This window comes from Burkholderia sp. Bp8986 (assembly GCF_003854225.1).
Taxonomy (GTDB): Bacteria; Pseudomonadota; Gammaproteobacteria; order Burkholderiales; family Burkholderiaceae; genus Burkholderia.
In genome coordinates this window covers 36,593-49,794 of the sequence record NZ_QTQM01000008.1, presented here as the reverse complement: position 1 = coordinate 49,794, position 13,202 = coordinate 36,593, and the positions used below count along the sequence as shown (strand labels likewise).

The 13,202-nt window shown below is 71.2% G+C and carries 11 protein-coding genes; 1 reads left to right on the top strand and 10 read right to left on the bottom strand.

Annotated elements, in window-relative coordinates:
- Positions 1-91: 91 nt before the first annotated feature.
- Positions 92-826 carry an ABC transporter substrate-binding protein gene (locus DID99_RS10500; RefSeq protein ID WP_124666608.1) on the top strand — a complete coding sequence of 245 codons (735 nt, stop codon included), beginning with the start codon at positions 92-94 and terminating at the stop codon, positions 824-826.
- Positions 827-995: 169 nt separating this feature from the next.
- On the opposite strand, the gene DID99_RS37195 is transcribed toward DID99_RS10500, so the two are convergent.
- The 10 genes from DID99_RS37195 to DID99_RS37190 all read right to left on the bottom strand — a co-directional run bounded on the left by DID99_RS37195 (position 996) and on the right by DID99_RS37190 (position 13,187).
- Positions 996-2,657, bottom strand: coding sequence for a hypothetical protein (locus DID99_RS37195; protein WP_185733754.1), 1,662 nt, complete (start codon positions 2,655-2,657; stop codon positions 996-998).
- 141 nt (positions 2,658-2,798) lie between these two features.
- Entirely contained in the window at positions 2,799-3,794 is a 996-nt protein-coding gene (locus DID99_RS10490; protein ID WP_124666607.1) for a hypothetical protein, read from the bottom strand.
- Between the two features lie 3 nt (positions 3,795-3,797).
- On the bottom strand, positions 3,798-5,099 hold the full coding sequence (locus tag DID99_RS10485) for a hypothetical protein (RefSeq protein WP_124666606.1): 1,302 nt from the start codon (positions 5,097-5,099) through the stop codon (positions 3,798-3,800).
- Between the two features lie 3 nt (positions 5,100-5,102).
- Positions 5,103-6,494, bottom strand: a complete 1,392-nt coding sequence (locus DID99_RS10480) for a hypothetical protein (protein ID WP_124487343.1) — start codon at positions 6,492-6,494, stop codon at positions 5,103-5,105.
- A 39-nt stretch (positions 6,495-6,533) separates the two neighbouring features.
- Positions 6,534-7,586 (bottom strand): hypothetical protein, encoded by a 1,053-nt coding sequence (locus tag DID99_RS10475; RefSeq protein WP_124487344.1) that lies wholly within the window; start codon positions 7,584-7,586, stop codon positions 6,534-6,536.
- 50 nt (positions 7,587-7,636) lie between these two features.
- Positions 7,637-9,448 (bottom strand): hypothetical protein, encoded by a 1,812-nt coding sequence (locus tag DID99_RS10470; RefSeq protein ID WP_124487345.1) that lies wholly within the window; start codon positions 9,446-9,448, stop codon positions 7,637-7,639.
- 58 nt (positions 9,449-9,506) lie between these two features.
- Positions 9,507-10,979, bottom strand: a complete 1,473-nt coding sequence (locus DID99_RS10465) for a S8 family serine peptidase (RefSeq protein ID WP_124570981.1) — start codon at positions 10,977-10,979, stop codon at positions 9,507-9,509.
- Entirely contained in the window at positions 10,976-11,797 is an 822-nt protein-coding gene (locus tag DID99_RS10460; protein ID WP_124666605.1) for a hypothetical protein, read from the bottom strand. The genes DID99_RS10465 and DID99_RS10460 overlap by 4 nt, the downstream gene beginning before the upstream one ends.
- Positions 11,794-12,057: a hypothetical protein gene (locus DID99_RS10455; protein WP_044844335.1), complete on the bottom strand. Its 264-nt coding sequence runs from the start codon at positions 12,055-12,057 to the stop codon at positions 11,794-11,796. The genes DID99_RS10460 and DID99_RS10455 overlap by 4 nt, the downstream gene beginning before the upstream one ends.
- Entirely contained in the window at positions 12,054-13,187 is a 1,134-nt protein-coding gene (locus DID99_RS37190) for a hypothetical protein (protein ID WP_185733753.1), read from the bottom strand. The genes DID99_RS10455 and DID99_RS37190 overlap by 4 nt, the downstream gene beginning before the upstream one ends.
- Positions 13,188-13,202: the final 15 nt, after the last annotated feature.

Below are 13,202 nucleotides of genomic sequence, written 5' to 3'. Positions count from 1 at the left end.
AACGAGCCAACCGATCCATCGCGGATGCCGCTGCGTTGGCGCCCTGACCGTCCGCCGCGCCAGCGCACCCGCCTACCCAACGAGCCCTTTCATGACCGTCGACCCTTCCGTCCTCTCCGCGTTCACGCCGACCGGCAAGCTGCGCGCGTCGATCAATCTCGGCAACCCGATCCTCGCGAACCGCGACCCGGCGACGGGCGAGCCGTTCGGCGTGTCGATCGACCTCGCGCGCGCGTTCGCCGAGCGGCTGTCGGCCGAGCTCGAACTCGTCGTGTTCGATACGGCCGCCAAGTCGGTGCAGGCGCTGACCGAGGAGCGCGCCGATTTCGGCTTCTTCGCGGTCGATCCGCTGCGTGGCGAAACGGTCGCGTTCACCGAGCCCTATGTGCTGATCGAAGGCTTCTATCTCGTGCGCGACGCTTCGCCGATCCGCGGCAACGCAGATGTCGACCAGCCGCACAACCGCGTGGCGGTCGGCAAGGGCAGCGCGTACGACCTGTTCCTCACGCGTGAGCTGAAGGCCGCGCAGATCGTGCGTGCGCCGACGTCGCAGGCCGTCGTGCCGACCTTTGTCGAGCAGCAGCTCGAAGTCGCGGCCGGCGTGAAGCAGCAGCTCGAGGCCGATGCCGCGAAGACGCCGGGCCTGCGCCTGCTCGGCGAGCGTTTCATGGTGATCCGCCAGGCGATGGGCGTGCCGAAGAGCCGCGGCGAAGCGGCCGCGACGGTGCTCGGCGCATTCGTCGAGGCAATGAAGGCGTCGGGCTTCGTCGCGGAGTCACTGCGGCGGCATGGCATCGTCGGGGCGTCGGTCGCACCGCTGGCCTGATTCGCACACCCGTCAAGTGTTTCCGACGACGCCGTCGTGCCAGGTCGGCGCGGGCCGTCGACAACCCGGCGCCACCTGGCGCTCGACACTTCGCTCGCGTGGCTGAACGTCGTCATCGGCGGGATTCGGCGCGGCACGGTGTTTTGCGAACGACTGCCGGTGCGCACGTTCATGATGCGGCGCGATGTCCCGCTGCTGTTGCGCCGGCGGGCGATCGAGGTGCTGCCGTCGCGGGGTGCGCGGGCGAGCGGGACGCCGCGGCGCCCGGCCCGGCAGGCGGCTGCGGCGCGGAAGCGGAAGCAGGCGCCGGATTCGGCGGCGACGAGGCGGGTTGGCTCGTGTGGGCACTCCCTGCCGAGCCTGACGCCGCTGATCCAGAAGCTGCTGGTCCTGAGCCCGCTGATCCCGACGCCGCCGCCCCCGAACCTGCCGACCCCGAACCCACTGCCCCTGAACCCGCCGCTCCCGAGCCCGCTGCCCCCGAACCCGCCGCTCCCGAACCCGCCGCTCCCGAACCCACCGCTCCCGAACCCACCGCTCCCGAACCCACCGCTCCCGAACCCGCTGCCCCCGAACCCGCCCCGCCCGAACCCACCGGACCAACAGCCGGCGGCGCACGCAGCCCACCGTCCAGCGCGGTCCTGCGAGCGGCCATGTCGGCCTGTTCGGCACTACGCTGGGCGGCGCGATCGGTGGACAGGTGCGCCGCTTCTGCATCCGGATTGATCGTGTTGACGCGGATGCGTTCGACGTCGCCCACACCCGCCAGCCGGTTCAACGGCACGTAATCCGTACGAAACACCAGTTCGACGCCGCTGCTCAGGTTGAGATCGGCGTGCGAACTCTCGGTTGTCTGGGTCCGGTCGGTCGACACGTAGCCGATCGTGCTCTGCACATTGGCCTCCGCACCCCAGGGCCCGAAGCGCGCGCCCCCGCTCACGCCCACCGTGTTGCGCGTGTCGAACTGCGAACCGCGGTCGTTGGCGGCGACGCTGCTCGCGTCGATATGGAAATTCATCGCGGCGTTGAGCCGCCCGCTCTCGATGACGATGCGCTGCAAACCCATCTGCACCATCGTCGCGAGCAACTGCTGGCGGTTGCGGGCCAGCACCTGCTGGGCGAGCGGCACCAGGCGCTCGGGATCGGCGGCCGTCACCGCGTCGCCCGGCCCCAATCCCAGCGCGGTGCGCAGCGCCGCTTCCGCCGGCGGGGTCGCGCCCGCGCGCAACGCCAGCCGGGTCGACGCGTCGCGCTCGGCTTGCAGTTCCTGCTGGCGCTGGCGGCGCTCGTCCGGCGGCAGGCCCGCCAGTTCGTCGGCGTCGTCGGCGGCCTCGTCGTCGCCGGTGACCTCGTAGGCGGTGGGGAAATGCTCGGCCAGCCACTGCCGCGCGCCGGCGATGCCGACGTTGCTGTCCGCGAAGCCTTCGGTGGTCTGCGCGACATTGCGGATCAGGTCGACGAACGCGGTCAACTGCTGCTGGTTCGAATCGTTCATCGCCTTGAAGACGCCCGTGATCAGCTCGGTCACGAAGCGCGGGAACGACACCGCGTTGAGCACGGCCCGGGTGGTGCCGGCCATCCGGTCGATGGCGGTGCCCGAATACGCCGAGCCCGCGTCCTGCGCGACGGCCAGCGCGGTGCCGGGACGCGCCGCGAGCTCGTCATGATCGACCGCGAGCGAGCCGATCCGTGCCAGTCCGGACGCGAGATCGCGGCGCATGGCCGGATCGAGTGCGCCGAAGCCCTGCTGCGTCGACAGCAGTTCACGGAGACGGTGGCGAACGTCGGGCCGCGGCACCGGCGAACGCGCGAGATGGGCGGTTGCCGTCATCTCGGCGGCTCCGCCGCGCATCGCGTATTCCGCGTCCCGCAACACGTGAAGCACGGCCAGACGGGCGACGGCACGTCCGCCGCCGTCGGCACCCGGGTTCTGCCGACCGTCTCGCGACGGCCTGAGCGACGCGGTTCCATGTCAGCTTCCGAGCGCCGCCCACGGGTTCGACGGCGCGGCCGGGCGCGCGGCCGGCGGCACGGCGCGGCCGTCGTCCGGGACGGAAGACACCGGGCCGTCGGGTTTCTCGCCGAGGCTGAGCGTCGCCTCGAGCCAGTCGGCGGCGGAGGCGATCACCGGATTGTCGGTGCGCAGCAGCGGCGACGCGCCGTCCAGCGCATCCGCGACGTCCGCCAGCCATGCGATCACGGTCATCCCGGCTTTGCCGCGCCGGACATAGGCGGCAGGCTGGGCCGGCGGCTGCCGCGAAAGCCGGCCGATGCCGGCGACCACGCCCCAGATGTCGCGCGCGGCGAAGCCGTGACGCAGGTCGGCATGGCCGAGGATCGCGAACGCGTCCCTGAGCATGCCGACGATCTCGCCGGCCATGAATGCGGTCACGCCGGTACAGGCGGCGCCGAGATTCTGCGCGAGCGCGCGCGCGGCGTTGCGGACTCGCGCCTGGCGCCCGGGATCCCCGCCCGGGTCGGCACCGGGCGTCTCGTCGAGCTTGTAGAGCGCCTCGCAAAGCACCAGCATGCATTCCTCGAACTGGACGTTGCGCTCGGCATCCGCGGCCGCCGGGCCGTACGCGGTGCCGAACAACCGTGCATAGAACGCCGCGCGCTCGCCGGCCGCGAGCTTCTCGGCGCGGTGACGCCACCAGTTGGCGACCAGCGGCTCCGCGCCGCCGAGATCGACGCCGACGGCGCCGCTCGCCGACAGGCCGGCGAGCGCCTCGACCGCGGGGATCACGCCCGCGGGCTCGAGGTCGGCCGCCAGATAGAGCGACGCGAGCGCCCGCAGCTGCGCCTTGTCGACGCGCGCGGCCACGGGATCGGGAATCGCGATGTCGCCGAGCTCGTCGAGCGCGAACGCGAGGCCGTGCGCGGTCGCGCGCTCGACGAGCCGCTCCCCCGACCGGATGGCCGCCGCGAGCCCGGCATCCGCCGGCGGGACGATGAGCGTGCGCGCCATGATTCAGTGCTGCCCGGCCGGCACGCCGGCGGCAGGGGCCGGCTTGTTGGGGTTGTACGGCGTCGAGTTGCCCTGGATCACCGACATCATCTCGGGCGTCGCCATCTTGTCGAGCGGCAGGTAGTCGCTCTTGAAGTTGACGCGGACCTCGCCCGACAGCTTCGCCTTCACCTCGGCCTTCGATTCGCTCGTGTCGTCGAGCGCCGACCCGACGGTGGCCACGTGTTCCTGCTGCCCCTCGAACGCGGCGTCGGCCGAATACGGCGTGTACCAGCTGCCGTAATGGGCGTTGAGCGATTCCTTGTACTTCTGGCTCTCGCGGTCGTGCATCGACGCGGTGTAGGTGCGTTTCGCCGTGTCGCTGGCGCGCATGTCGAACACCACCTTGGCGTTGATCGACCCGTCGGTGACGACGATGCGGTTGATGCCGAGCATGACCATCGACGACAGCAGCTGCTGGCGCTGCTTCGCCATCTGCAGCCGCGCCGCGGTGACGAGGCGCAGTTCCGACTTGTCGTCGGACAGGTCAGTCACGGGCGGATCGAGGTTGTAGTTCCGGCTGATCTCGGCCAGCCGCTGCTGCGCGTTGTCGCCCTGCGCCACCAGCCGCGTCGGGGCCGCCGCCGCGGCCGCGCCGGCGCTGTCCGCGTCGAACGCGTCGGCGCCGTCCTGCGCCTGCACCGACAGCACGTCGGGGAACGAATCGGCGAGATAGTCGCGGCCGGCGCCCTCGCTGATGTTGTCGCTCATGAACTGGGCGGTGGTCTTGGCGACATTGGCGATCAGCTCGCCGTACGCGCGCATCTGTTCGATCGAGCTCTCGACGATCGCCTGGAACACGTTCTTGATCAGGCCTCCTACGAATTTCGGGAAATCGACCTTCTGCACCATCTGGCCGAACTGCTCGACGCCCTGCTTCACCGCGCCGGCCTGGAAGTCCTTGCCGGCGAAGCCGGGATCCTGCGCGAGCTGGCGCTTGGTCGCGGTGACGGGATCGTCGGCCAGCGCCGCGGCGGCCGGCGCCGGACGCGGCGGCACGAGCGGGTGCGCGAGGCCGGTGGGCGGCAGCTCGCCGTTCGCCTCGCGCTCGGCGATCTCGGCGTGCACGCCGTTCGGGTCGGCCAGGTAGGCGAGCACCCGCACCGTATCGGCGGCGATGCGGCGGCGCTCGTCGTCGGGCAGGTCGAGGAACGACGGAATCGCGGTCAGCAGGCGGCGCACCTCGGGCCGCGTCGCGTCGAACGCGGCGGCGCTCGTGGGCGGCCGCACCGGGTGGAGCGCATCGGGGGGAGCGGGCAGGCGCATGGCTCAGTTTCCCCTGGCCGCAGCCGGCGCCGGCGCGGCGGCCGGCGCCGCCGCCGGGGCCGAAGCCGCCGCGGGGGCGGACGCCGCCGGCGGCGTTTTCGGGCTGGGCAGCACGTTCGGATCGGCCGGCGTCGCGTTGCCGGTGATGGTGGCGATCATCTGCGGCGTCGCCATCTTGTCGAGCGGCAGGTAGTCGCTCTTGAAATTGACGTCGACCGCGCCGGACAGCTGGATCTTGGTCTGCATCGCCGCGTTGCTGGTTTCCGACGCGGCCGTCGACGCGGTGATGATCGGCTTGTTCTCGTATTCGTAGTCGCCCTTCGCGTAGTAGTCGGCGCTGTACTGGCGGCCGTTGTCCTTGTCGTTGCTGGAGTCGTACTTGCCGCCGCGATCGTAGGTGCCCTTGCCGGCGTAGGTCGACTGGACGTTGCCGTCCTTGTCGCGGGCGAGGTCGACCGCGGTGGCGCTGCGTTGCTTTGAAAGCGTGTCCTGCGCGCGCACGTCGTAGATGATCTTCGCGGAGATCTTGCCGTCGGTGACGACGATGCGGTTGATGCCCATCAGCACGATCGACGCCAGCATCTGCTGGCGCTGCTTGGCGAGCTGCATCTTGAAGCGGTTGACGATCGCCAGCTCGGAGGCCTCGTCCGACAGGTCGAAGGTATCGCCGTCGCCCATCTGCAGGCGCGCGCGCACGGTCTTCGACGCTTCGTCCGGGTCGACCCCGTCGCGCACCTGCACGCGCGGGCTCGGCGTGTCGCCGCTGTCGTCCATGCCGATCTCGAACAGGTCGGGAAACTGGCCGACCATATGATCGCGCGCCTGGTTCTCCGTCACATGTTCGTCGGCGAACTGGCCGAGCGATTTCGCCACCTGCGCGATCATTTCCTGATACGCCTTCATCTGCTCGATCGAGCTGTGCGTGATCGACTGGAACACGCCGCTGATCAGGCTCGCGACGAAGGTCGGGAACTTGACCTGGTTCAGCAGCTCGCCCGCGACCGCCGCGCCCTCGTGCGCGGCCGCCGCGGTGAACTTGGACTTGCCGATGCTGTCGACGGCCTGGTTGTGCGTCGAGAAATCCGCCTCGTGCGCGGAATGATCCGTGTTGTCGTCGAGCGCGCGCGCCGGCGCGGTGCCCACCCCGCCCGGAATCTCGTGGCCGGCGAACCCTTCGGGCCGCGCGAGGTAATCGGCGATCAACGCGGTGTTGCGCGCGATGTCGCGGCGATCGGCGTCGGGCATCGCGTTGAACGCCTGCGACCGGGTCAACATCTGCGCGACGCCGTGGCGCACTTCGTCGGCGGGCACCGGCGGCGTGTGCCGCGGAGCGGCCGCCGCGGCGCGCGGCGGCGGCGGCGCGATCGGCGTGGAACGGGCAGCTTGCGGGAACATGGCGACCTCGCGGGAAACGCGTGACGAAGCGATTCGGATTCAGTTGGCCTGGGCGGGCGCGTCCACAGGCAGTTCGAACTCGATGGGGCGCAGGTAGAGACTCACGCGTGCCGGGCAGGCCGCGTCCGTGCGCAGGCTGATGATCGAGAAGCGGCCCGGCCAGTGCGCGTCCTCCGGCGTGAACGCGCCCATCCAGCGCTCGAGCGCCTGCAATCCGCGCGGACGCTCGGCGAGCCCCATCGTCAGCAGGCTGAGGAACGCGGGCGGCACGTCGGGGATCGCCGACAGCAGCACGTAGAGCTCGAAATCCGGCCCGTCCGGGCCGAGCCCGAACGCGAGCAGCGCGCCGTGCGGCGGCAGGTCGAAGCGCCCGCCGAGCACCAGCCCCAGGAGCTGCATGATGCCGGGCAGCCGATGGCCGATGCCGAGCGCATCCATGACCGGCTGCAGATCGGCGAGCCGCAGCGCGCGGGTGCACGCGAACGTGAGCCGCTGGCCGCCGAGATCGCGCTGGGCCGCCATCGTGGTGAAGAGCGGCTTGAGCCCCGGCACCATCTGCAGCGCGGCCTGGACGATGCCGGCCAGGTCGCGGGGCAGGTTCTCGATCGTGCCGGCGTCGCCGGGCAGCTCGTAGTACACCTTGGACGCATAGAGCCCGTCGCGGTCGTAGCTGGAGCCGAAGAACGCGCCGTAGTCGAGGTTGCCGCCCGGCCGCGCGAAGCCCCGGAACGGCTCGCTCGCCTGGTCGAACCAGTGCAGCGCCTCGCGGCCGATGAAGTCGCGGATCAGCTTGCGCATTTCGCGGGTCGACTCGTCGCGCCGGTCGATCGCCGACGCCTCCGGCGGCAACGGCTCGATCGTGAACCGCAGCTTGCCCGGCTGGCTTTCCGAGAAGCTGGGCTCGAACGGCACCGCCATCGGCATCAGCGCGTTGTCGCGGAACCGCAGATCGTCGGCGCCGTCGCCGAAGGTGCGCAGGAACAGGTCGCGCGACGGCGCGAATGGATCGGCGGTGCCGAGGCTGCGCGCGGCGCTTTTCAGGCGGCGTTCGACCCGGGCGACGACCGGTTCGCGGATTGAGGTCAGGGGCATGGCTCGGCTCCGGCAGGGTTCGAAAATGGCGCAGCGCACGCGACGCCGCTTCAGTGCGGACGGTTCGAGTAGTAGCTCGCGCCGTTGTGCGTGCCGACACCGTAGCCCGCCTTCACCGGCACGCCCGCGCCGAGGCCGATGCCGGCGCCGATGTCGCCGACGCCATCCAGCATCTCGCGCGCCATCGCCGGGATCGGCACCGGCTTCGAGGTCATCTGCGGCGCCTCGCGCGGCTGCGAGAACTGCTCGATCTGCGTATCGGTGGTCGCGGTATCGGCCAGCCACAGCTCGCACGCATTGACCAGGTCGTAGTCCGTCGGGTCGACGGTCGACTTGTGGTTCGACGAGACGTCCGGATTGGCGATCTGGTCGATGCTGAGCAGCGGGCCGGTCGCCTTGTTGACGCGATCGACGTTGTTGGCCAGCCACGCGGTGATGATCGTGCCGCAGGTCGCGAGCGTGCGATAGCGCGAGCTGGTGCGCGCGCCGCCCAGGTCGTAGGTCGCGACCTGGTCGATCACCTGCCACATGTCCTTCGCGCCGTAGCAGCCGCGGATCTCGGGGTCCTGCAGCAGGTCGATCATGAACTTGACCTGCGACTGGATCTCGCGCGCGGCGTAATGCGCCATGCCGTAGCCGTGCAGCGACAGGTTGCCGGCGAGATCGCGGGCGGCCTTGCGCACCTGCTGGTGGTTGATCGGGTTCGGCACGCTCGCGCGCAGCAGCGAGTCGACTTCGGTCTGGCGCACGAACGACGACACCGACGACACGAAGCGGATCCACAGGTCGTTGAACTCGCGATTGCCGGCCGTGTTCGGATCGCCGCCCGGCACGCCGAGCGTGATGGCCGCGAAGTTCTTGCGCTCCTGCTCGGAGATGCGGTTCGGCGTTTCGCGCCAGTAGCGATAGAGCAGCTTGCCGGCATTGCCCGGGCCGATCGGCAGCGTGCCGTGCTGGAACTGCTCGACGATGCGGTCGACCACCTGGAACACCTTGAGTTCGTCGAACATCGCGGCGACGATCATCGGGCCCATCACGCGCACGTTGTCGGCGACGATGTTCGCGTCTTCCAGATCCTCGAGGTTCGGCAGGTCGATGCCGAGATCGGCGATCGCGTCCTCGCCGCCGATGTTCTGGACGGTGTTCAGCTCCTCGTTGATGCGGCGGCGCAATTGCGGCTCGTCGGCCTGGATCTTGCGGGCCTGCAGGCCGCGCATCACGCGCGCGAATTCGGTGGTGACCACGCCCGGCTGCTCGCCGCCGCGGCCGTCGGGATCGCCCTCGATGCACAGCAGCGCCAGCACCCGCTGCGCGAGCCCACCGTACGAATTGGCTTCGCCCACCGCCGCGAAGAACTGGCGGGTAAAGGCGTTCATCAGCACGTTGTCGCCGTCCGGCACGGTCTTGCCGCCGTCGACCTTCACGGGCGGCGGCGTGGCCCCGTCCACCGCGAGGATGCCCAGCACCAGCGCGACGAGCGTGATCGACACGGCCTCCGGGTCCGAGCCGTTCGCGCCATTGGCGGCATTGGCACCGTTGGCGCCGCTCACGTCGCCCGCGTCGAACACGAGCTGGCCGTTGACCTCGGACAGCAACGGCGGATTCACCAGCGACTTGCTGGCGAGCAGTTCGCGGGTGGCGACGAACAGCGGATCGCACACCTGCGGCACGCCGTCGGACGGCTTCGTGTCGTAGACGACCGCGAGGATGGCCTTGCACAGCGCGAGCTGCTCCCGCTCGGCGGCGACCGGCGGCCGCTTCAGCGACTCGAGCCGGTTGACGATATCGACCAGCCCGTCGCGTGCCCGGGTCTCGAGGTCGACGAGGTCGAGGAAGCGGACTTGATTGTTGACATGAAACATTTAACTTCTCCTTGAAATCCGGTCGGTTCGGGGGAGTGAGCGGGATCCCGTGCGCCAGTCAGCCGTCGTCGGCACGGCCGTCCTTGCCCGTGCAACCGTCGTCGCCCGCCGCTTCGTACGCGTCGATGCGGCCGGACAGCGCCTGCAGCGCCGCCGCCGCGTCGAGAATGCCGGCGCCGCAGCCGTCTGCCGCGCCGGGCGCGAACGGGCGCGCGGTGGCGACGACCAGCTCGCGTACCGTCGCGCCGTCGAGCGGATAGGCGCGGCGCTGCGCGTACGCGACGAGCAGCGCCGCGGCGCCCGCGACGAACGGCGCGGCGAAACTGGTGCCGGTCGCGAGCTGATAGGCCTCGATCGCGCTCGTCAACACCCGTTCGCCCGGGGCGCACAGCGCGACGTGCGGGCCGCGCGTCGAGAACGGGGTCGGCCGGCCGTCGTCGCCGACGGCGCCGACCGCGATCACCTGCGGATAGGCGGCGGGCCAGTAGCGGGTCACGGCGCCGTTGTTGCCGCTCGCGGCCACGAGGATGCAGCCGCGCGCAGCGGCATACGCGACCGTGTCGGCATGCGGTTTCGGGCGGTTGGCGGCGATCGTCGCGTCGTCGGTGCCGAAGCTCATGTTGATCACCTTCGCGCCGAGGTCGACCGCGAGCTTGAGCGCGCGATCGAGGTCGGCGATCGCGCCGAGCCCGATCGCATGCGCCTTGCCCGGCAGGCGGGCGGCCGCCAGCGCGCGCATCGGCAGGATGCGGCAGTCGCCGCCGAGCCCGCGCGGCATCGCCACGCCTTCGGCGGCGATGATGCCCGCGCAGCCCATGCCGTGACCGACGAAGCGGTCCTCGGGAAAATCGCCGCGATGGCCGTGACCGCTCAGCAGCTGCACGCCGGGCGACAAGTCGCCGGGCTCGAGCCGCACCGTATCGGCGCCCGCGCGGAAGGCATGCGCGAATTCGGGATGCTGGCGCGCGATGCCGCTGTCGATCAGACCGACCGTGACGCCGCTGTCGCCCGGCTCGATCGCGTGCGCATCGGCCATGCGCACCAGCGCGCGCGCATCCTGCGCGACCCGCGCGGCCGGCGGCACCGGTGCGAGGCGGCCGGGTGCGTCCATCGGGACCGTCGCCACGTAGTTGGGCGTCACGCTTTCCACGGTCGCGAGCTGGGCGAGCGAGTCGCACAGCGCGCCGATCGGCGTGCCCGCCGGCACGCGCAACAGCAGCGTGCGGGCCATGCCGGTCGTCTGTTCGATCGCGTCGTAGCCGAGGTGCGCGTGCCCGGGCACCCAGCGCCCGGCCGCCGCGCTGAACGGGCGCACCGCGAGAAAGCGGCCGGCGAATGCAACCAGGATGCGGTCGACCGGGCCGCCGTCGATGCATTGCGCGGCGGCCAGCGCGCCGCGCGTCACGTCGCGGATCGACGGCACGTGCTCGGGCGCTTCGCCGAGCGCCAGCTTGACGAGCAGGCTGGTCGGCAGGCTGAACTGACGCTCGCCGGGCGATGCCCACGGCGTGCCGAGTGCATGGATCGTCATGGCCGCGCCTCCTCCTGGCCGGGCACGGCGGCCAGGGTCATGGGCCTGGCCGCGGGCGCCGGCGGCGGCGCGAATGCGCTCAGGTCGAACGCCAGCGCGGCGGCGTGGCGGCTCGTCGGCGAGACGGCGAGTTCGCCGGCCCACTGGTCGCGGCCCGGTGCGAGCAGCAGCTCGTCGTCCGCCGATTGCAGCACGGCGACCGGGCGATTGCCGATCCGCACCAGCGGCGCGTGCGTGCCGTTGACGAGATTGCGCCCGATCACGCGCAGCAGCGGCGCCGCATCGGGCTGCGCGTCGGTGGCGGGCGCCACCGGTTCGATCCGCTCGACGCTCGGCGCGGACGCCCGGTCGAGCGCCCGGCGCAGCCGGTCCACGGACAGGTTGGTGACGCGGCCGATCGCATGCACCATGTCGCGCTGCTCGGCCTGCCGAAATTGCCGGACCGTGCGCACGCCGGCCCATTCCAGCCGCTTGCGGTCCTCGGCCGAGAACTCGTCGCCCAGCGCGTCGAGCGGCTGGTCCTTGCTGTCCTCGGACAGCGCGATCGCGTTTTCCTCGATCGCCGGCCGCGTGATGGTCGTGAAGACGAGATGGAAGGTGCTGCTGTCGGTGTCGCCCGGGCCGGCGGGACGAATCCACACCTCGCTTTCGACGAATTCGACATGGGCGCGCAGATCGAGGTTGACGTCCTTGATCGCGAAGGTCAGCGGCAGGTTGAGGTTGCGCGCCTTGATCGCCATCGCCGCCTGCGCGTTGTCGAGCTGGCTCTGCACGGCCTGGATGAAATCCTCGAGGCGCAGGCTGGCGTTGCTGTTCATCGCACCGCTCCGTCGACCGGCACGGCTTCGAGGACGATCGCGAGCCGCGCCGGCTCCGCATCGAAGGCCGTGCGGGTCAGGAACTGCGGCAGGTCGCCGACCAGCTCGATGCCGTCGGCGCCCCATGCAATGCGCAGGTCGAGCGGCAGTTCCATCGCCATCGAGCGCACCCGCAGCCCTTGCGCCGCGCCCGCGGCCAGCTGTCCGGCAACGTCGGCGAACGCGCCCAGCGTCTCGCCCAGCGGCCGCGGCGCGATCATGTGGGTTCTCCTCGTGCGGGTGCGGGTGCGGGTGCGGGTGCGGGTGCGGGTGCCGCCGGCGCCGACGAAGCCGATGAGGCCGACGGGGCGGCGGACGCGGCCGGCAGCGCAGGCGCGGCGGCGGGCGCCTGCGTCGCGGCGGGAACGGGCGCCGCGAGCGGCGCCGCAGGCTGGGCGGCCGTCGCCGCCGGCGGCGCGATCCGCGCCGCCGGCCGGCTGTGCCGCTCCAGCAGATTGCGCGACGCCTCGTCGACGAAACGGTCGAGCGGCAGCGTCTCCGATGCGAAATTGATGCTCACCTTCCCGGTCAGCGTCGCCTTGAGATCGGTGTCGGTTTGCGCATTGACCGCGACGGTCGAGACCGTGGTGACGACATCGCCCGACGTTCCCCGTCCGCCCCAGGTCGTCTGCCCCGACGACGGGTCGTTCGACGTCGCATACTGCACGGCGGCGCGATCGCGCGCCTTGGCCTGGAAATTGAGGCTCGCCGCGATCGTCCCGTCCTTGACCACGACCCGCTGCATGCCCAGCAGCACCATCGTCGACAGCGTCGACAACCGATGCTGCGCGACGCGCTCGCGGGCGCGGGGCAGCACCACCGATTCGAGCGTCTGGGTATCGAACGCGCTGTCGGCCGCACCGAAATCGGCGAGCCATGCGGGCGCGGGAGCCGCATCGTCGTCGCCGGGCCGGGCCACCGGCGCGAGGCGGTAATCGCCGCCGTCCTGCGTCAGCGTCACGTCGTGCGGATACTGCTCGACCAGCCATGCGCGCGCCTGCCCGTCGGTCACGTTCTCCTGCGTGAACTGGTCCAGCGGCTTGGCCACCGCGCCGACCAGGTCGGCGAAACTCTCGACCTGCTTGATCGAGCTGTCGACGATCGCGTCGTACGTGCCATGCACGAGGCTCGCGACGAAGGTCGGAAAGTCGATCGCATCGGCCAGCGCCGCCGCACGCCGGCCGATGGCGTCCGTCGCCTTCTCCTTGGCGGGCGCCGACCCGCCCGGGGCCGCGGGCGCCGTGCCGCCGGCCGGCATTGCTTGCGGCAATGCGCCGTCCTGCCTGCCCGGGTCGCCCGATCCGGACCCGTCGACGATCTCGCGGCCGAACGCGTCGCGAGCAAGGGCCACCGCGGGCGCGATCGC

Excerpts from the sequence above, each read along its gene's own strand:
- DID99_RS10480 (WP_124487343.1), bottom strand. The coding sequence starts at position 6,494 with ATGTTCCCGCAAGCTGCCCGTTCCACGCCGATCGCGCCGCCGCCGCCG.
- DID99_RS37195 (WP_185733754.1), bottom strand. The coding sequence starts at position 2,657 with ATGACGGCAACCGCCCATCTCGCGCGTTCGCCGGTGCCGCGGCCCGAC.
- DID99_RS10455 (WP_044844335.1), bottom strand. The coding sequence starts at position 12,057 with ATGATCGCGCCGCGGCCGCTGGGCGAGACGCTGGGCGCGTTCGCCGAC.
- DID99_RS10470 (WP_124487345.1), bottom strand. The coding sequence starts at position 9,448 with ATGTTTCATGTCAACAATCAAGTCCGCTTCCTCGACCTCGTCGACCTC.
- DID99_RS10490 (WP_124666607.1), bottom strand. The coding sequence starts at position 3,794 with ATGGCGCGCACGCTCATCGTCCCGCCGGCGGATGCCGGGCTCGCGGCG.
- DID99_RS10485 (WP_124666606.1), bottom strand. The coding sequence starts at position 5,099 with ATGCGCCTGCCCGCTCCCCCCGATGCGCTCCACCCGGTGCGGCCGCCC.
- DID99_RS10500 (WP_124666608.1), top strand. The coding sequence starts at position 92 with ATGACCGTCGACCCTTCCGTCCTCTCCGCGTTCACGCCGACCGGCAAG.
- DID99_RS10475 (WP_124487344.1), bottom strand. The coding sequence starts at position 7,586 with ATGCCCCTGACCTCAATCCGCGAACCGGTCGTCGCCCGGGTCGAACGC.
- DID99_RS10465 (WP_124570981.1), bottom strand. The coding sequence starts at position 10,979 with ATGACGATCCATGCACTCGGCACGCCGTGGGCATCGCCCGGCGAGCGT.
- DID99_RS10460 (WP_124666605.1), bottom strand. The coding sequence starts at position 11,797 with ATGAACAGCAACGCCAGCCTGCGCCTCGAGGATTTCATCCAGGCCGTG.